Consider the following 17,442-nt stretch of genomic DNA (forward strand, 5'->3'; position numbering starts at 1 on the left):
CACGTCGACCTGATGTCCGCGCGGGAAGCGGGCGCGCCGTCCACCGTCCGGACCGCCGTCGGGGCGCCGTCCGCTCCGGCATACGGGCCGTGTCCTCCAGCCGGGCCACCCTCGGGACGACGACGCCCGAGCTCAGGCCACCGAGTCCGGGTGGTCCCCGTCCGGGTCGACGGTGTCCTTGACCGAGGGGGTCTCGGCGGTCTTGTGGTCGGCCGCGAGGAAGGCGTTGATCCAGCGGGCGTTCGGGTCGGCGTCCACCAGGATCGCCTTGAGCAGCAGGGTCATCGGCAGCGCGAGAATGGCACCCATCGGCCCCAGCACCGCCGCCCAGAACAGCAACGACACGAAGGCCAGCGTCGGGGTCACCCCGATCGCGTCGCCGGCGAACTTCGGCTGGATGATCGACTGCACGACGAAGTTGAGGACGCAGTAGGCGATCACGACGTACAGCGCGGTCATCGGCCCCTTGGCGAGCAGCGCCATGAGCGCCGGCGGGATCAGGCCGATGACGAAGCCGACGTTGGGGATGTAGTTGGTGAGGAAGCTCAGCACCGCCCAGACGGCCGCGAGCGGCACCCCGAGGTAGATCAGCGCCCCCCAGTTGAGGACGGCCACGATCAGCCCGAAGAAGCTCGACACCAGCCAGTACCGCCGCACCCCGCCGCCGAAGGCGTCCAGGGCCTCGACCACGCGCGGGTGGTGGCGCCGGGCGACGTCCATCCGGGCGCCCCAGCCGGCAGCGTCCATCATCAGGAAGAACAGCATCATCACGACGACGGCGAGCAGCCCGGTGATGGACTGCAGGCTGTTGAGCACCGTGGTGACGTAACCCATCACGCTCTGCGGGTCGACGCCCTGCAGCTGCTTCTCCAGCTTGTTCTGGTCCAGGCCGAGCTTGCTCAGCTCGCCCAGCGTCGTGTCGTAGTAGCTCTGGAACTTCGAGGCGTAGTGCGGGATCTCGTTGACGAGCGACACCGCCGCCCAACCCATCGCCCAGAAGAACAGGATGACCGCGGCGAAGACCACCAGGCCCATCACGACGGAGGCCAGCCACTCGGGCACGTTGCGCCGGGTGAGGGCGGACTTGAGGGGATAGGCCGCGATCATGAAGTTGAGGGCGAGGAAGGCCGGGGCGATCAACGACTGGTAGGCCGTCAGCCCCTGCAGCGCGATGAAGCCCGCCGCGCACCCCACCAGGATGACGAGCATCCGCGGCATCGCACCACGGCGACGCGGGGTGTCGTCGTCCTCGTCGAGCCGGCGGGCGACCCGCTCGGCACGCTCCAGGCTGGCCTGGTGGACCAGCTCGCGCGCCTCGGCGGGGGTCAGCCGGGTGGCACCGGCGCCCCCGACCGCCGCGGAGGGCGGGTCCGGCACGACGGTCTCGGTGGGGTCGGCGGGGCGGGCATCCATCGTCGGGAGGCCTTCCTGGGGTTCGGGGCGGGCGGTGCGTCCCTAGCGTGCCTCATCGGCGTCCTGCTCAGGGGCCTGCCACGGCGTCGATCCCGGACCGTGACCTCGCCGTCCGACCCGTCAGGTGTCACGGCTCAGGCGCCTCAGGCGTGGCCGCCCGTCTGTCGGCGCAGCACGAGCTGCTGCAGCAGCATCGTCGCAGTCCCGGCCACGACCATGCCCACCAGGTTGACGCCCAGCTGCGCGAGCGACCCGACGACCTCGCCACGGTCGAGGACCGCGAGCGCCAGCGCCAGGTTGCCGGCCGCCGGCACGGTCGTCACCGAGATGAAGACGCCGACCATGGTGTTGGACTTGTCCGCGGTCATGGCGAGCGTCCCGGCCGCCCCGGCGAGCAGGGCGACGACGAAGGACCACAGGTCGGGGCGATAGATGAACGCCGTCATCGGCCGCTCCCGGGTCACCATCTGCGCGTCGACCACGCCCAGCAGACGTCCGAGCAGCGCCACGACCGTGACGATCGCGATCGCCAGCAGGAAGCCGCGCACCAGGAGCCACAGCGCGCGCCGGACCAGCCGCAGGTCGCGCAGGGCGATCCCGGCGCACATCGCCCCCACCGGGCCGAAGTCCGGGCCGACGACCATCGCCCCGACCACGAGGATCGGGGAGTCGGTGATCACCGCGACCGAGGCCAGCGCGGTCGCGAGGGTGAGGAAGGTGAGGTAGCTCGCCGACGGCTCCACCATCGACTCGGCCTCGGCCCGCACCATCCGCCAGATCACCGAGTCGTCCGCGGCCCCGGCCGCCTCCCGCTCGATCCGCTCGGCCTCGGTGAACAGGGTGCCCGCCACGTCGGTGACCGACATGCCGCCACGGTCGCACAGCCCGGTGGCGGCGAGCTCGTCCAGCAGCCGGTCCGCGGACTCGCGCGCCACGTCGGCGCCGATCAGGTCGCCGCGGGGGCGCAGGCTGGCGTCGCGGGCGCGAGTGACGTTGGTGGTGTGCGGGTCACGCAGCAGGATGCCGGTGACCTCGTCGGCGAGGTCGGGCGGCGCGACGAGGCGCAGGTGGACGAGCATGCGTCCATGGTGGCCCATGGGCGGGCACGTCCTGAGCTGCGGACGCAGGTAGGCCGGGAGGACGAGCGCCGGGCGGACCCTCCGGTCAGACGGTGCGGACCACGCGGGCGGGGTTGCCCACCACGACCACGCCGGGCGGCACGTCCTTGGTCACCACGGCGCCCGCCCCGACCACGGACCCCCGGCCGACGGTGACGCCCGCCAGCACGAGCGCCCCGCCCCCGAGCCACACGTCGTCCTCGATCGTGATCGGCTCGGCGGCCTCCCAGCCCTCCCCGCGGGCGACGGGGTCGAGCGGGTGGGTGGCCGTGAGCAGCTGGACGCCGGGGCCGATCTGGACCCGCTCGCCGATCCGGACGGGCGCCACGTCGAGGGCGACCAGCCCGAAGTTCGCGAAGGTCCCGGCGCCCACGTGCAGGTTGTCGCCGTAGTCGACGTAGACCGGAGCCCGCAGGTGCGCGCCCTCGGCATACGTCCCGAGGAGCTCGGTGAGCACCTCCCGCCGCTCGGGCGAGTCGGACGGCAGCGCGTTGGCCCGCTCCACGAGCTCCGTGGCCCGGCGCAGCAGCCCGCCCAGCTCCTCGTCCACCCGATAGAGGTCGCCTGCGTCCCGACGCTCCCGCATCGTGCGACCGTCGTGCGGGTCGACGGCGGCGCCTGGCTCGGCGGAGGAGGTCCGCGGCTCGACAGGGTTAGTGGGCTGGGCATTCGTCACGGGCAGGAGACTATCCGCGAGACACTGAGGTGTGACGAACACGCGCGCCTGGGTGGTCTGGGGAGTCGGGGTCGCGGCCTACACCGCGGCGGTGCTGCAGCGAACCTCCTTGGGGGTCGCCGGGATCGACGCCGCCGCCCGCTTCCACGCCCCGGCGGGGATCATCGCGAGCTTCGTGGTGCTGCAGCTGCTCGTCTACTCCGGCCTGCAGGTGCCGGTGGGGGTCGCGCTCGACCGGTTGGGCACGCGGCGCATGGTGACGATCGGCGCCCTGCTGATGGCGGTGGGCCAGACGCTGATGGCGACGGCGCACGACGTGCCCACCGCGATGGCCGCTCGCGTGCTGGTCGGCGCCGGCGACGCGATGACCTTCGGGTCGGTGATCCGGCTGGTGCCCGCGTGGTTCCCCGCGGCGCGCGTCCCGCTGATCACCCAGCTCACCGGCCTGATGGGTCAGGCCGGGCAGGTGCTCGCCGCCGTCCCGCTCGCCGCGCTGCTGCACGGGCCGGGCTGGTCGACGGCCTTCGGCGCGGCCGCCGTCGCCGCGGCCCTGTCCTGCGTCCTCGCCGCCACCCTCCTCCAGGACCGCCCGGCCGGCGCGCCCGCCATCGCGCCGCACGAGCGGGAGCCCATCCAGCGGGAGGTCACCGCCGTGCTGCGCCACCCCGGCACCTGGCTGGGCATGTTCACGCACGGGGCGACGGGCTTCTGGTCGCTGTGCTTCGCGATGATGTGGGGCGTGCCCTATCTCGTGCAGGGCGAGGGACTCTCGCGCGAGACGGCCTCGGGGCTGCTCACCCTCCTCGTGGTCCTCGGCCTGGTGATCGGTCCGGTCCTCGGCCTGCTGACCCAGCGCCACCCCCTGCGCCGCAGCAACCTGGCGATCGGCATCGCCCTGGTCAACCTGCTGCCCTGGGTGGCGGTGCTGCTGTGGCCCGGGCGGGCACCGCTGTGGCTGCTCGTCGTCCTCGTCGTGGGTCTGGCCTCGGGCGGCCCGGGGTCGGGGATCGGCTTCGACTTCGCGCGCACCTTCACGCCCTCGCACCGCCTCGGCGCGGCCACCGGCGTGGTGATCATGGGGTCCTTCGTGGCCGGCCTCGTCTCGATCCTGACGATCGGTCTGGTCCTCGACCGTTCCGCCGGCGGACATCCCTACACGTTGCACGACTTCCGGCTCGCCATGGCCACCCAGGTGCCCATCGGCGTGGCCCTGCTCGCGGCGCTCTACGTCACCCGCTCCCGGGCCCGGCGCCGCTGGGCGCAGGACGAGGGCGTGGTGGTGCCGACCTGGAGCGAGGCGCTGTCGCGGGAGTTCGGGCCGCTGCTGGAGCGGCTGCGCCGACGCTGACCGGCACAGCCGGAGCCGCCCTCGCACGACCGGCGACCGGCGCGCTCAGGCGATCGGGACCCAGCGGTCCCGGACCCGCCGCGCCGCGCGGCCGTTGCGGCAGCGGGCGACCTGCGCGACGGCGTGCACGACCCGCGCCCGCACCATCCGCGCGTCGTGCTCCTCGTCGTCGCGTCCGCTCGCGTCCACCGTGAACCGCACCCAGATCCGCGGCATCCCGCCCACGACGTCCAGCCCGTCCGCCTCCACCACGTGGGTCGCCCGGACCGTGCGAACCGCGGTCTCCAGCACCTCCGGCGGCGCGTGCCCCGGCAGGACGTCGAGGATGTCGAGGGTGATCCGGTACGACGGCATACCAACCCTCAGAAGCCGTTGAGCTCGCGCAGGATCGCGGTCGCCCGCTCGTCCTGGGCCACCGCCCGGCCGTCGACGGCCGTCACCGGGGCGATCCCGCGGACCGACGACACCAGCCAGACGCCCTCGGCGGCCAGCAGCTCGTCGACGGCGCCGAGCCGCTCCTCGCAGCGCCACCCCGCGGCGGCCGTCGCCTGGGCGAAGACCTTGGCCCGGCTGATCGACGCCAGGATCCCGGTGGCCCCGGTCGGCGTGGTGGTGAGCACCCCGTCCCGCAGCCACAGCACCGCCGACGTCGGCCCTTCGAGCACGAATCCGTCGCTGCTGGTGAAGATCACGTCGTCCGCGCCGCGCCGGGACGCCTCGCGCTTGGCGGCGACGTTCACGGCATACGCGATGGTCTTGACCCCGCCGAGCAGCCACGGCGCGTCCGCGAAGGCATCGCTGGGCATCCCCCGCGACAGGGTGACCACGGTGATCCCGCCACGCTGGCGCCGGGTGGTCTCGTCGACCTCGGTGAGCGTCACGACGGCGAGGGGGCTGCCGGCGCGGTGCTCGTCGCCGCGGGTGAGCAGCAGCTTGAGGCCGATCTCGTCCCCGCCGGTCCACTCCTGCAGGGCGTCGCCGACCAGGCCGATCCAGTCGTCGTCGTCGGGACCGTCGATCCCGAGCGCGTCGGCCGAGCGCCGCAGCCGGTCGAGGTGCTCGTCGAGGTCGTGGACCAGCCAGCCCTCGCCGTCCCACTCGACGAGGGTCGCGTCGAAGCAGCCGTCGCCGCGGGTCAGCCCGAGGTCGTCGGCCCCGGCGACCGGATCGGTGGGGGCCACGACTCCGCGGCCGAGCACGGCCACGACCTGGTGCGCATCAGTCATGCCCAGACCGTATGCCGTGAGACCTGGGACACAAACCCGCCACCACGGAGCGGCGTCCCCACCACACCGCCCATCCCCACCCGCCGCGCCCACCACGTGCCCCTGCTGGCCGCGACACGCCGCCCGCACCCCACCAGCAGGGGAACGTGGCGGCGCGGACCTCGGCGACAGGCGGCGGCCATGACCTCCTCGCGGCTCGCCCTGCGCCCCGCCGACCCTGCCGGAGCACCAGCTGCGTCCCTGAGCGGGCGAGTCGGGTCAGGCGGGGAGGCGGCTGCGGATGCCCTCGACCAGCAGCTCCAGGCCGTAGTCGAACCGCTCGTCCGGGTCGTCAGGAACTCCCCCGGTCGCCGGCGCCACCCCGAAGGCCCGCATCTGCGCGTGCCCCTGCTCGTCCACGGTGTGCCCCATCACGAAGTGCAGCACGGTCGCGGCGGCCGCCCGGGCCGCCGGCGCCCGCAGCCCGGCCTGGTGGAGCACCGCGACGAGCCCGCGCGTCGGGTCCACCGACTCGGCCCGCATGGCCAGCACCGAGGCGACGAGCTCGGCCCCGTCCCGGTGGGCCGTGAGCACGCCGCGCAGCCCGTGCGCCCAGGCCCGCACCTGCTCGTCCCAGGCGGACGTCGCGTCCGGGGCGGGCACCGACCCGAGCCAGCTCTCCGCGATCGCGGCCAGCAGGGTCTGCTTGTTGGCGACGTGCCAGTAGAGCGCGGACGGCTGCACCTCGAGAGCGCCCGCGAGCTTGCGCATCGACAGGTCCGCGAAGCCGTAGGCGTCCAGGGTCGCCACGGCCACGGCGAGCACCTCGTCCCTCGTCAGCGGCACAGGCCCCCACCTCCCCCTCGCGTCGACGGACCGGACCCCCCTAGTTAACATGAACGCTGTTCATTGAACGCCGTTCATGTCGAGGGAGACCCCATGCCGACCCAGACCATCGACCTGCAGGACCTGGCCGCTCGCGGCCGCCGCGGCGAGTCGTGCTCGCGCGACGAGGCCCTCGCCGTCCTCGCCCTGCCGGACAGCGCGGTCCTCGACCTGGTCGCCACCGCGGGCAGCGTGCGCCGCGAGTTCTTCGGCAACCGCGTGAAGATGAACTACCTGGTCAACCTCAAGTCCGGCCTGTGCCCCGAGGACTGCTCCTACTGCTCGCAGGCCCGCGGCTCCGAGGCCGACGTGCTCAAGTACTCCTGGCTGAGCAAGGACAAGGCCGTCGAGGCGGCCACCGCCGGCATCCACGGCGGCGCCAAGCGGGTCTGCCTGGTGGCCAGCGGCCGCGGTCCCTCCGACCGGGACATCGACAAGGTGACCGGCATCGTCGAGGCGATCAAGGAGGCCGACCCCGAGATCGAGGTCTGCGCCTGCCTGGGCTTCCTCAAGGGCAACCAGGGCGACCGGCTCAAGGCCGCCGGCGTCGACGCCTACAACCACAACCTCAACACCGCCGAGTCCAAGTACGACGAGGTCTGCACCACCCACACCTACGCCGACCGGGTCGACACCGTCCGCAAGGCCCACCTGGCCGAGCTCTCCGCCTGCTCCGGCTTCATCGCGGGCATGGACGAGACCGACGAGGACCTCGTCGACCTGGCCTTCGCCCTGCGCGAGGTGGGGGCCGACTCCATCCCCGTCAACTTCCTGCTTCCCTTCGAGGGCACGCCCATGGCGGGCAAGGGCATGATCAGCCCGCAGCGCTGCCTCAAGATCCTGGCGATGATCCGGTTCGTCAACCCCGACACCGAGATCCGCATGGCCGCGGGCCGCGAGGTGCACCTGCGCTCGATGCAGCCGATGGGTCTGCACATCGCCAACTCGATCTTCCTGGGCGACTACCTCACCAGCGAGGGTGCGCCCGGCCGCGCGGACCTGGAGATGCTGCGCGACAACGGCTTCGTGCCCGAGGGCGCTCCCGACGACTGGGCGGACAGCCTGGACCAGGTCGACGTGGGTGCGTATGCCGAGCCGGCGCCTGCGGGCGGCTGCGGCTCGTCCGGCGACGGTTGCGGAGGGTGCGGCTCCGCAGGTGGCGGGTGCGGCGGCCACGGCGACACCCGCCCGCACGGGAAGGGTCACCCGCACGACGGCGACACCGCCGCCCCGGGGCGCGCGGCCTCCTCCACGGACGAGGAGGCGCAGAGCGGCTTCTCCGCCGTGGCGGCCTTCGACGGTCCGGTGGTCACCCCCCGCAAGCGCGGTGCCGGCACGGAGCTGCCCGCCAACGCCTGACCGGTCGGGGTGCGGTGGGGCTCAGCCTCACCGCGCCGCGCCCCCGGCTGCCGAGCACGGTGGCCGGTGCCAGGAAGCGGGACCACCGCCCTGCGACAACCGGTCGACGAACGACCAGGCGCGCAGTCGGCGGGATGTCGGGGCGTCGACGGGACCTCGACGCCGCCGGGTGCGACGGTGCCCTGTCCGCGAGACGACAGGCAGGTCACCGTGGTCCCGAGGCGACGACGAGGGCGGTCCGACCGGCGGCGCAGGAGCCGGTCAGACGACGGTGCGAGAGCCGGTCAGCCGGCGGTGCGGCGTAGCTCGACGACCTCGCAGGAGCGACCGCCCGGACCCGCTGGTGTGGGGCTGTGCCCCAAGCTGTCCAGGAGGGTCGCGGTCGCGAGGGCGATGTCCTCGACCGCCCGGGAGCACGCCTCCTCGTCACCCTGGCGCGGCTTGGCCCGCCCGGTGAGCCGGCGCACGTACTGCAGCGCCACGGCGCGAGCATCTGCGGTCGTGGCGCTCTGGTCGGTGCCGGGCACTGCTCGACCGATGCGGCGCATGCGTCGACGGTAGCGACGAGCCAGTCCCCGTCGAACGGCGATCCGAGACAGTGCAGCCATCCAGCCGAGCCCTGAGGCACGCAGCGTGACGACCGATCAGGACTGCGCCACCGCCGGGCGGGCCAGGAGCTCGTGCAGCTCGCCGAGCGCAGCACGCGACCTGTTCACCGTGTCGCGGGCGACCTCGCGGACCTCGGGGTCGGTGGAGGCCCGCTCGATCGTCGTCGCCAGGCGCGAGGCCCCCTCGGCGTGGGTGATCATCAGCTCCAGCCAGCGGCGGTCGAAGTCGGTGCCCCGGAGCCTGAGCAGCTCGGTGACGTCCTGCTCCGACATACGGCCGGGGACCGGCGCCTGCTCCCCCACCGGGACGACGCTCGCGCCACGCCGGCCCAGCAGCTCGCGCAGCCGCACCACCTGCGGGTGCTGGTCGTCCAGGAGCCGGCGAGCCAGCCACTGCACGTCGGGTGACGCGTCGTGCTCGCTCAGGGCGATCCGGGAGACGTCGTGGGTCTGGTTGCAGTGCGGGACCATCGCGGACAAGAAGGCCAGGTCGCGCTCCCGCTGCGTGGCGGGAGTCGGCCACGACGTGCGGGTGGCCGGCGGCGTCGGCGTCGGCTCGGCGGCGGACTCCAGCACCGGCTGGCGTGGGCCACCGCAGCCCGCGAGCGCCAGGGAGAGCGCCAGCGGGGCCAGGACTCGGGCGGGTCCGCCCAGGCGCGACGACGCAGCCATCACTCAGCCTTCACTCTCGGGGGACGACCCGGTGCGTGGGGCCTTGTGCGCGACGTACTGCACCCGCTGGCCCGTGACGATCTCCTCGGCCAGGGTGGCCAGGCGGATGTTGAGGTCCTGGCTGGTCTTGCGGAGGATCTCGAAGGCCTTCTGGTCGTCCACCCGGTGCGCCGCCATGAGCAGCCCGATGGCCTTGCCGATCTCACGGGACGTGCCCAGCGCGCGCTCGAGATGGGTGGTGGTGTCCTGCGCTCGCGCCCCCATGACGGCGACGGAGGCGAAGGAGGCGAGCACGGCCCCCTGATCGGCGGCGGCCTGGTCCATGGCGTGCGGGGTGTCGGAGAACAGGTCGAGCGAGCCGACCTTCTGCTCGTCCAGGAGGAGGCGGTAGCCGATCATGCCCCGCACCGGCGTCTCGGACAGCACCCGGGCCGCGAGCTCGGGCCAGGGAGTGCCGTCGGACAGGTCCGGGTCGTGCTGGAAGGCCTCGTCGAGGATGGCGTCGACGCACGGGCCCTGGGCCAGCGCCAGCTCCAGGTCGTCGACGGCGATGGCGACGTCATCGGTGGCCGCCGCGGTGTAGAACCGCCCCTTGGCGTCGACGAGCATCAGCGCCGCGTGGTCGCACCCGGCGACGAGGGAGACCGCTGCGGTGACGACAGCCTGGTAGATCGCCTGCGGAGCGGCCTGACCGTGGATCAAGGTGGCGAGCTCCGCGAAGACCGCGGCAGGCTCGGCCTTGACCGTGGTCATGCTGCACTCCCGCTCGTCGACAGATGGTGACGACATCCTAGTGCGCCGTCACCTGACGCCGCCGAGGCTACCCGGGCCCGGTGGAGGTGCTTCACCGGGCCCGGGACGCGATCAGGACGCGAGGGTCTCGATGGCCGCGCCGACGCGCGGGAGAGCAGCCTCGACGTGCTCCTTGGCCTTGGGGCGAACGCCGTTGTAGACCTTGGCGATCGCCGCGTGCTTGGGGTTGGCCGCACGCTTGTCCGAGACGGCCAGGAGCGCGTCCGCGGCCTGCGAGGAGTTGGCGGCCAGGTGCTCGCCGAAGGGCGTGGTGCCGCGGGTCGCCCACAGCGGCTGCAGAGCAGCGGCCGCGTCGGGCAGCATGGCGTCGACGGCCTTGCGGACGATGCCGTCGTTGATCTTCTTCACGGCGGAGTATGCCGTCTTGAGAACCGTGCCGCTGACGCCCTTCTTGTCGGCGATCTCCGCGTCGACGACACCGGTGAGGGTGTCGACCGCGGTGTCGCGGCGGGCAGGGTCGAGCAGGGTCTCGGGCAGGGATGTGGTCATGCGTGGCCTTCCAGTGATGGACATGAGCTGGCGCCCGGGACTGCAGAGGTCCCCCCTGGCGCCGTGCCCGCGTCGTGCGGGCAGGCCCCAACCTAGTGGTCCGTGGCGGCGCTCGCGACCTCCACCCCCCAGCGCACGAGCGGAGCACAGTGCGGCCAGTCCGCAACCGGGCTCCCCGGAGTGATCACGGCACCCACGGGACGGCCCGCGTCGTCGAGCCGCGCGTGCAGGATACCCACCAGCGCGTCGTCCTCCGGCTGCCTCAGCTCGATGCGCGCGATGCCCTCGCGGACGCCCCGCAGCCGGACGAGGTCGTCGAGGTGGGCGGCCCATCCGGGCACCTGGTCGATCCGCAGCCGCAGCTCGCGCCGCACCCGCGCGCGCAGCACCTCGTCGTGCAGCAGGTGCTCCAGGACGGCGAGACACACGGTGGTGGCAGGGGACTCGTGGTCGATGACGGTCCCGACGAGCCAGCGGGTGTCGAGCTCGGGCAGCGTGTCGTCGTCGGGCGACGCCTCCGGGCCGACGTCCGTCGCCGGCGCCGTCGCCCGGTCGTGCCGGGTCGCCCCGACGGGGCCCGGTTCAGGATCGGCAGGCTGGGAGCGGGCCGGGGCCTGCCCCCCGGAGGCGGCCGGGTGGGTCGGGGCGCGGCCCGAGGCCGCCGGGTGGGAGGGGGCCCGGCCCGAAGCCGCCGGGTGGGTCGGGGCGCGACCCGAGGCCGCCGGGTGGGTCGGGGCGCGACCCGAGGCCGCCGGATGCGGCGGCTGCCCGGAGTCCGGACGTGACGGGTCCGGCGGCGTGGACGCCGGCTGCGAGGTGCCGGCCACGACCCCGACGGGGACCTGGTCCATCTCGTGGAGCAGCGACGACAGCTCCAGCATCAGGTCCAGGGGGGTGCCCTGCGCGGCCACGGACGTCAGGTGCTCGACGACCGGGGGCAGGCCGTTCCCCGGCATACCGCCGCCCGGCAGCTCACGACCGACAGGGTGTCCTCGCCGAGAGCGCTCGAGAGCCCGCCGCTGCTCGCGGCGCCGACGCTCGTCGTCCTGTGGACCCATGCCTCAGACCGTAGCCGGGCCGCGCGCATCGCGCGCATCGAGGGGGTGACCTGTCACCACGGCGTCCACGAAGGACATCGCGCCACGCCGCACGACCCGCGCGCGCGGCAGCCCGAGGGCCGCGACCAGCTCGTCCTGGGTGCGGGGCGGGGCCAGCTCTCCGGCGCGTGCCAGGGCCTCCAGCAGCAGGTCGCTGCCGCTGCGGCCCAGGGTGAGGCTGGACAGATGGACGGTCCCGCCAGGGCGGACCCACCGGGTGAGCCGGCCCACGAGGTCCGCCGGCCGGTCGACGAGATGCAGCATGCCGAGGCAGGCCACGGTGTCCGCGCCCTGCCGGCGCAGCTCGAGCTCGTCGACGTCGGCGTGCAGCAGGACCACGTCCCCGCGGCGGGCGAGGCGCTCCTCGGCTCGCAGCAGCATCGACAGGGACCGGTCCACGAGCAGGAGGGGCCGCCGGGCCGCGGCATACAGGTCGGCGGTCGCGGTCAGCCCGCCGCACGCGAGGTCCACCATCGGGCCGGGCCGGGACCACAGGGCGGCCCGGGCGAAGGACCGCTGGTCGACCGGGTCCAGACCCCAGGCCGTGCGGAGGTAGCCACGGGAGACTCCGACGAGGTCGTAACCCTCCGCAGCCAGGTCGCGCGGGGTGTGCTGCGCAGACAGGCCGGGCGTGGTCGACCAGACCCGGCCCACGACCCGGTGCGGCGGGGTGCGGAGCAGGTCGGCTGCCCAGGTCGGCAGCGGCGGCTGCGTGGTCGGGGCCAACGGTGAGGCTGGATGTGTCACGAGGGCTCCTGGGACCGGGCTCGCTGCGTAGGCCGGGAAGACCGCCGCTGTCCCCGCCAGTCGGGCAGGGCCTCACGCACGAGCGGCACGAGGGCGGCGGCCGGTGGGGCACCGGGCCATCGCTCCCGCTCGCGTCGGCGGACCCCGACGGCGAGGAGCACGAGCACCTGCTCGACGCCTGCCAGGATCGTACCCCGCAGCATCCACTGTCCCGTCTCGGCCGGATCCACCATCATCAGCTCGGTGAGCACGGCCCGGGTCTCGCCCAGGGTCTCCAGTGCCTGCTCCAGCTGCCGCTCGACCTCGTCGACGTCTCCGCGCGCCTCGGCCGCCACCAGGTCGCCGAAGGTCCGCAGGCACTCGGCCACGTCGGAGAGCACCACACTGAAGGCCACCCGGACGTCCTCGCCGTAGCCGTCGTCGCGGGTGAACCCCTCCGGCGCGGCCTCCACCATGAGGAGCAGCAGGTTGCGCAGCCCGGTCTGGCACTGCTCCAGCCGGTCCAGGCCGGAGCGCAGCGGCGGCTCCAGGCTGCGGGATCCGAGGGCACGGGCGTTGAGCTTGCGCGCGTCCCGGACGGTCTCGACCAGGTTGCTCGCCCGCGCGATGGACCCGCTCACCCGGCGCACCGAGTCCAGCCAGCGCTCCACGTCCGCGCGCAGGACGGGCGCCAGGGCCAGGCCCTCCGCCATCCGGTCCAGGCCGTCGGCCAGCTCCACCGCCACCCAGCGCACCGACGAGATGGCGGCGCGGGTCGGGATCTGCGGCGGGAAGGCCAGGTTGATGCCTACCCCGACGCCGGCCCCGATCAGGGTGGTGATCAGCCGGGTCGCCACCGCGATCTCCTGCCCGCCCGCGGACAGGATGAGCATCGCGGAGATCGGCGTCTCCAACGCCTGGTCGCCGAGCCGGAAGACCTTGGCTAGCAGCAGCGAGGTCGCGATGGCCAGGCCGAGCGACCACCAGGTCAGCCCCACCTGGCTGGAGATGAGCACCGCGACGAGGACGCCCGTGACGACGGCGCCGACCCGCACCATCCCCATCCGGATCGTGGACAGGGTCGACGCCTGGCAGACCAGGAGCGCGGTGAGTGCCCCGGTGAGGTCCACCGTGCCGTCGGTGAGCAGCACGGTCAGCACGTAGCCGAGCACCCCGGCCACCGTCAGCCGGCCGGTGTGCATCGCCGTGGGACGCAGCCGCCGAGGCAGGGCGGCCCAGGTCCTAGGACCACCGGGCCAGACCCGCCGCAGGAGACGCCGCACCCCGCTGCCCGGACCGAGGTCGGGCATGCGGGGTGCGGTCATGCCACCAGGCTGGCATGGATGACGGCCGTGCGGCAGCGACAGGCCCGGGACGCGACTCGTGTCGTGCGTCCCGTCGCGGGTCAGAGCGCGGAGATCTCCGCGACGATCTTGTCCAGGCGGTCCTGCGGGATCTTGCCCGAGGCCATCTTCATGGCCTTCTCGGCCTTCATGCCCTTGGCCATGCCGATCATCGGGTGGGAGGTGAGGCCGGGGGCGTGCTTGTCGAAGATCGCCACGGCCTCGGGGTCCTGGAGCAGCTCACCGATCTTGGTGGTCTGCAGGTCGTACTTGCCCATGAGGGCCTCCTCGTCGAGTAGGTCGTCCGGCCACCAGTGTGAGGCCACCGGCGCGCGCCCCGGAACACCGCTGACGGGCATCGTGAGGCAAAGCACACGGGCACGACCCCGCCGGACGCGACACAATGACCGCACACCGCCGCCCGCACCCCGGAGGACGTCGTGAACGACCTGCTCATCGGCTACGTCGAGTCCCGCACCGTCGACGCCACGCTCACCACCGCCGAGGGGGTGCCGACGCTCACCATGGTCCACGAGCTGCCGGTCGGCCCCGAGGACGCCTGGGAGCTCCTCGTCGACCCCGCCCTCAGCGCCACCTGGTCCCCGGTGGTCGGCGACCGCCGCCTGGACGCCGCCGGGCCGGCCACGAGCCGCGAGCGCCCCGACGAGGAGCCCGTCGACGCCGAGGTGCTCACCGCCGAGCCGCCCCGCGAGCTCGTCCACCGCTGGGGCGGCGACGTCCTGCGCTGGAGCATCACCTCCCGCGAGCACGGCTCGCGGATCACCCTGCGCCAGGAGCTCGCCGACCCGACCCGGGCCAGCTCGCTCGCCGCCGGGTGGCACCTGTGCCTCGCCGGGCTCGAGGCGCGGGCCGCGGGTCACGACGTGAGCCGGCCCGTCGGGCAGGAGGCCGCGCGCCACTACGGATGGGCGCAGCTGCGCGACGGGTACGACGTGGTCTTCGCCAACCAGCACCGGTGACCACCGGGACGCGGGACCACCCCTGCGAGCTCCCGCGCAGCGAGTCGCTCAGAGCCGGAAGTCCTGCTCGATCCGGGTGAGCCGGAGCCGCGCCGTCGCCAGGTCGGAGCGCTGCCTGTCGAGCACCAGGTAGAGGAACAGCCCCCGCCCCTCACGGCTCGAGATCGGCCGGATGAGGTGGTACTGCCGGCCGAGGGTGATCAGGATGTCCTCGATCTGGTCGTCCAGCCCCAGGTCCTCCAGGGTGCGGTTCTTGGCCTGCACCACCGAGCTGTTGCCGGCCGCCGCGACCTCCAGGTTGACGCAGTCCCCGGAGCCGGCCGTGGCGAGCGCCATACCGCTGCTCTGGTCCACCAGCGCCGCACCGAGGGCACCCTCGATGCCCAGACAGTCCTGCATCGTCCGCTCGACGTCCGCCATCGGTCCCCCTCCTGCTCCCGGCCCTGCACCCTGCGTCCCGCACCCTACCCACCGGGCCACCTCGATGGGCGGTGACCGATCAGGGAAAGGTCACGATGCGCCCGAGAGGGTGCCGGTGGCCCTACATTGGTCGATCGTGACAGCGACCAAGCAGCGCTCCCGCTTCCTGAGGTGGTTCCTCGACGCCGAGGAGGCCGATCCGGGCGGGTTCTACGAGCGCGAGGCCGAGGCCAAGCAGCACGACGACGTCCAGGCCTGGTGGAAGGTCATGTGCCTGACCGGCGTCGACTACTTCTCCACGCTCGGCTACCAACCCGGCATCGCGGCCCTCGCCGCCGGGTCGCTGGCCCCCATCGCCACCCTGGTCCTGGTGCTCATCACGCTCTTCGGCGCCCTGCCGATGTATCGCCGGGTGGCGGTCGAGAGCCCGCACGGCGACGGCTCGCTGTCCATGCTGCAGAAGCTGCTGTCCTACTGGCCGAGCAAGCTGCTGGTGCTCACCCTGCTCGGCTTCGTGGCCACCGGGTTCATCATCACGATCACCCTGTCCGCCGAGCTCATGCCCATGGTCAGCGGGGACTGGTGGGAGACCTTCACCTGGCGTGGGGGCTACCCGATCCCGGCCGACGAGAAGGCCCGCCTCGAGGCCTATGCCGCCAAGGCCCAGGAACACGGCTACACGCTGCGGTTCTACGGCACCCCGGACCTCGACGACCCGGCCACGGCCGCCAAGCGCCGCAACGTCTGGAACGCCGAGAAGGCTGCCGGCGTGCACTGGCTCAACTCCGACAACCTCGCCGTGCTGGAGAGCTACCTGCGCGGGCGCTGACCGACGAGGCGGGCACGGCCGGGAATCTCGGTCGTGCCCGCCTCGTTGCGCCGGGTAGACTCACGGGTCTGGCCGGGTCCGCCCGGCGCTGCTTGACAAGTCCACAGCGTGACGTGCCCGTCCCATGGGGTGATCGGTTTCGACGTCGGTCGATCTGCCAGGGGAAGCGGGCCGAGGATGCTGAGGTCTCGTTAACGCCCTCAGCAAACCAATAGGTGCCAATTCCAGCGCATCTCGGACTTCGCCCTCGCCGCCGGAGCGAGCCCGAAGTCCTCGACCGAGGCCCAGTCCTCCTCCTCGTGCTCGGCATCAACTAGTCTTGCTGCGCGCCGGCGTCGGGACGGCGCGCGGGACTCCTTCTCGACTGGGCCTGTCAGGGGACGTGTGCGCGCGAGCCCTGGGGCCGAGAAATCCTCAGCGCACTGCGCCCGGAGAAGCCCTGGTGCGTCGTCGGCGGACGCGGGTTCGATTCCCGCCACCTCCACCACCAGAAGTCAGGCACGTCACGCCGTGGACCGTCAGGGGTGACGAGGGCCCCACCCGCTCGCCGGGGTGGGCCCTCGTCATCCCTGCCGCTCGTCCTCAGTGGTGGTCGGCGGCCCGGATCGACCGTCCCGGGCCGGGAGCTCACAGGCCGGGGATGTCGGTGGGGGAGGTGCCCGTCTGGCCCTGCTGGGCCTGGTGCGTGGCGAGCTGCTCGGCATACTCGCGCTTGACGGTCTCCATGTCGAGCGCCTTGAGCATCGGAGATCAGGTCCTCCAGCGCGGCCGGCAGGGCGCCGGTCTGCATGACCAGCGGCACACCCTCGCGGAAGGCCATGATCGTGGGAATCGAGGTGATCTGCATCGACGCCAGACCTGCTCGGCCTCGGTGTCGATCTCGCCGTAGACCACGTCCTTGTGCGTGTCCCACGCAGCCTCGAAGACCGGGGCGAACTGGCGGCACGGCCCCGGCAGGCGGCCCAGAAGTCGAAGAGGACGATGTCGTTGTCCTGGATGGTCGACTCGAAGGTCGCCTCGGTGATCTTGCGGGCGGTCATGCCCTGGCCAACGAGCCGGGCGCCTGGGGGATCCCGCGGCTGGCCGGGGTTCTCGATGGGGACGACGATGGGGCGCAACAACCGCTTGTCCTGCTGGATCGACGTGTCGGAGGTCTTCCGCGCAATGCCTCGGGTCGCAGGGCAGGGTGCGAAGACCGAGCCCGGCTCGACGGTGCTCGTTCGGCTCCACGGCGATCGCCCCCCTGGGGCCGGGCTCACCAGCCCCTCATGGCCGCCGCCCACGGCCGCCCACGAAGCCAGACGCCGGCGGATCCCTCGACCGGCCCCTACCGGTTCGGAGCTGGAGCCTGAGGCTCGTCTTCATCGTCGCCCTCGCCAGGTGGCTGAAGCGTGCCTGCCTCTGCGAACAGGGACTCGTCATGAAGCACATCAATCGATCCGGCGTGCCCAAGAAGGCCCG

18 protein-coding genes, 1 other RNA gene and 1 pseudogene are annotated in these 17,442 nt (G+C 73.1%); 5 read left to right on the forward strand and 15 right to left on the reverse strand.

Translation table 11 applies throughout. The annotated features are described in order from the left end of the window. Nucleotides 1–132: 132 nt before the first annotated feature. The 3 genes from MM438_RS14980 to MM438_RS14990 form a co-directional block, all read right to left on the reverse strand. On the reverse strand, nucleotides 133–1,413 hold the full coding sequence (locus MM438_RS14980) for an AI-2E family transporter (RefSeq protein WP_241454190.1): 1,281 nt from the start codon (nucleotides 1,411–1,413) through the stop codon (nucleotides 133–135). Between the two features lie 143 nt (nucleotides 1,414–1,556). Next, nucleotides 1,557–2,492, reverse strand: coding sequence for a DUF389 domain-containing protein (locus MM438_RS14985; RefSeq protein WP_241454192.1), 936 nt, complete (start codon nucleotides 2,490–2,492; stop codon nucleotides 1,557–1,559). An 85-nt stretch (nucleotides 2,493–2,577) separates the two neighbouring features. After that, nucleotides 2,578–3,207, reverse strand: coding sequence for a sugar O-acetyltransferase (locus tag MM438_RS14990; RefSeq protein ID WP_241454193.1), 630 nt, complete (start codon nucleotides 3,205–3,207; stop codon nucleotides 2,578–2,580). Nucleotides 3,208–3,238: 31 nt separating this feature from the next. Between MM438_RS14990 and MM438_RS14995 the strand changes: the two genes are divergently transcribed. Further along, nucleotides 3,239–4,555 carry an MFS transporter gene (locus MM438_RS14995; RefSeq protein ID WP_241454195.1) on the forward strand — a complete coding sequence of 439 codons (1,317 nt, stop codon included), beginning with the start codon at nucleotides 3,239–3,241 and terminating at the stop codon, nucleotides 4,553–4,555. 45 nt (nucleotides 4,556–4,600) lie between these two features. Here the strand turns inward: MM438_RS14995 and MM438_RS15000 are convergent, their stop codons facing one another. The 3 genes from MM438_RS15000 to MM438_RS15010 all read right to left on the reverse strand — a co-directional run bounded on the left by MM438_RS15000 (nucleotide 4,601) and on the right by MM438_RS15010 (nucleotide 6,606). Further along, on the reverse strand, nucleotides 4,601–4,909 hold the full coding sequence (locus MM438_RS15000; protein ID WP_241454197.1) for a hypothetical protein: 309 nt from the start codon (nucleotides 4,907–4,909) through the stop codon (nucleotides 4,601–4,603). 8 nt (nucleotides 4,910–4,917) lie between these two features. Beyond that, the gene (locus MM438_RS15005; RefSeq protein ID WP_241454199.1) at nucleotides 4,918–5,781 is read right to left on the reverse strand and encodes an aminodeoxychorismate lyase; all 864 of its coding nucleotides are present in this window, start codon (nucleotides 5,779–5,781) and stop codon (nucleotides 4,918–4,920) included. A gap of 258 nt (nucleotides 5,782–6,039) precedes the next feature. Beyond that, the gene (locus tag MM438_RS15010; protein WP_241454203.1) at nucleotides 6,040–6,606 is read right to left on the reverse strand and encodes a TetR/AcrR family transcriptional regulator C-terminal domain-containing protein; all 567 of its coding nucleotides are present in this window, start codon (nucleotides 6,604–6,606) and stop codon (nucleotides 6,040–6,042) included. 93 nt (nucleotides 6,607–6,699) lie between these two features. Here MM438_RS15010 and bioB point away from each other — a divergent pair, with 93 nt between their 5' ends. Then, the gene (bioB, locus tag MM438_RS15015; protein ID WP_241454207.1) at nucleotides 6,700–8,004 is read left to right on the forward strand and encodes a biotin synthase BioB; all 1,305 of its coding nucleotides are present in this window, start codon (nucleotides 6,700–6,702) and stop codon (nucleotides 8,002–8,004) included. A gap of 284 nt (nucleotides 8,005–8,288) precedes the next feature. Here the strand turns inward: bioB and MM438_RS15020 are convergent, their stop codons facing one another. The 8 genes from MM438_RS15020 to MM438_RS15060 all read right to left on the reverse strand — a co-directional run bounded on the left by MM438_RS15020 (nucleotide 8,289) and on the right by MM438_RS15060 (nucleotide 14,030). Then, entirely contained in the window at nucleotides 8,289–8,552 is a 264-nt protein-coding gene (locus MM438_RS15020) for a DUF2277 family protein (RefSeq protein WP_241454209.1), read from the reverse strand. A gap of 96 nt (nucleotides 8,553–8,648) precedes the next feature. Beyond that, nucleotides 8,649–9,284: a DUF305 domain-containing protein gene (locus MM438_RS15025; RefSeq protein ID WP_241454211.1), complete on the reverse strand. Its 636-nt coding sequence runs from the start codon at nucleotides 9,282–9,284 to the stop codon at nucleotides 8,649–8,651. A 3-nt stretch (nucleotides 9,285–9,287) separates the two neighbouring features. After that, nucleotides 9,288–10,037 carry an ANTAR domain-containing protein gene (locus MM438_RS15030; protein WP_241454212.1) on the reverse strand — a complete coding sequence of 250 codons (750 nt, stop codon included), beginning with the start codon at nucleotides 10,035–10,037 and terminating at the stop codon, nucleotides 9,288–9,290. A gap of 111 nt (nucleotides 10,038–10,148) precedes the next feature. Continuing rightward, entirely contained in the window at nucleotides 10,149–10,586 is a 438-nt protein-coding gene (locus MM438_RS15035; RefSeq protein ID WP_241454214.1) for a DUF6918 family protein, read from the reverse strand. Between the two features lie 92 nt (nucleotides 10,587–10,678). After that, on the reverse strand, nucleotides 10,679–11,644 hold the full coding sequence (locus MM438_RS16480) for a hypothetical protein (protein ID WP_277628467.1): 966 nt from the start codon (nucleotides 11,642–11,644) through the stop codon (nucleotides 10,679–10,681). Between the two features lie 3 nt (nucleotides 11,645–11,647). Next, the gene (locus MM438_RS15050; protein ID WP_241454217.1) at nucleotides 11,648–12,430 is read right to left on the reverse strand and encodes a class I SAM-dependent methyltransferase; all 783 of its coding nucleotides are present in this window, start codon (nucleotides 12,428–12,430) and stop codon (nucleotides 11,648–11,650) included. Then, nucleotides 12,427–13,734 (reverse strand): FUSC family protein, encoded by a 1,308-nt coding sequence (locus MM438_RS15055; RefSeq protein ID WP_241454219.1) that lies wholly within the window; start codon nucleotides 13,732–13,734, stop codon nucleotides 12,427–12,429. The genes MM438_RS15050 and MM438_RS15055 overlap by 4 nt, the downstream gene beginning before the upstream one ends. A gap of 80 nt (nucleotides 13,735–13,814) precedes the next feature. Continuing rightward, entirely contained in the window at nucleotides 13,815–14,030 is a 216-nt protein-coding gene (locus MM438_RS15060; protein WP_241454221.1) for a hypothetical protein, read from the reverse strand. 162 nt (nucleotides 14,031–14,192) lie between these two features. Between MM438_RS15060 and MM438_RS15065 the strand changes: the two genes are divergently transcribed. After that, nucleotides 14,193–14,732, forward strand: a complete 540-nt coding sequence (locus MM438_RS15065; RefSeq protein WP_241454225.1) for an SRPBCC family protein — start codon at nucleotides 14,193–14,195, stop codon at nucleotides 14,730–14,732. A 48-nt stretch (nucleotides 14,733–14,780) separates the two neighbouring features. Here the strand turns inward: MM438_RS15065 and MM438_RS15070 are convergent, their stop codons facing one another. Next, entirely contained in the window at nucleotides 14,781–15,152 is a 372-nt protein-coding gene (locus MM438_RS15070; RefSeq protein ID WP_241454227.1) for a roadblock/LC7 domain-containing protein, read from the reverse strand. A gap of 64 nt (nucleotides 15,153–15,216) precedes the next feature. On the opposite strand from MM438_RS15070, the pseudogene MM438_RS15075 reads away from it, so the two are divergent. Together MM438_RS15075 and ssrA are read left to right on the forward strand one after the other, a co-directional pair. Next, a pseudogene (locus tag MM438_RS15075) lies at nucleotides 15,217–15,705 on the forward strand (hypothetical protein); the annotation flags it as partial. A 401-nt stretch (nucleotides 15,706–16,106) separates the two neighbouring features. Further along, nucleotides 16,107–16,468: a transfer-messenger RNA gene (gene ssrA / locus MM438_RS15080) on the forward strand. The last annotated feature ends 974 nt before the right edge of the window (nucleotides 16,469–17,442 follow it).

It is taken from the genome of Arsenicicoccus dermatophilus (assembly GCF_022568795.1).
Lineage (GTDB): Bacteria > Actinomycetota > Actinomycetes > Actinomycetales > Dermatophilaceae > Arsenicicoccus > Arsenicicoccus dermatophilus.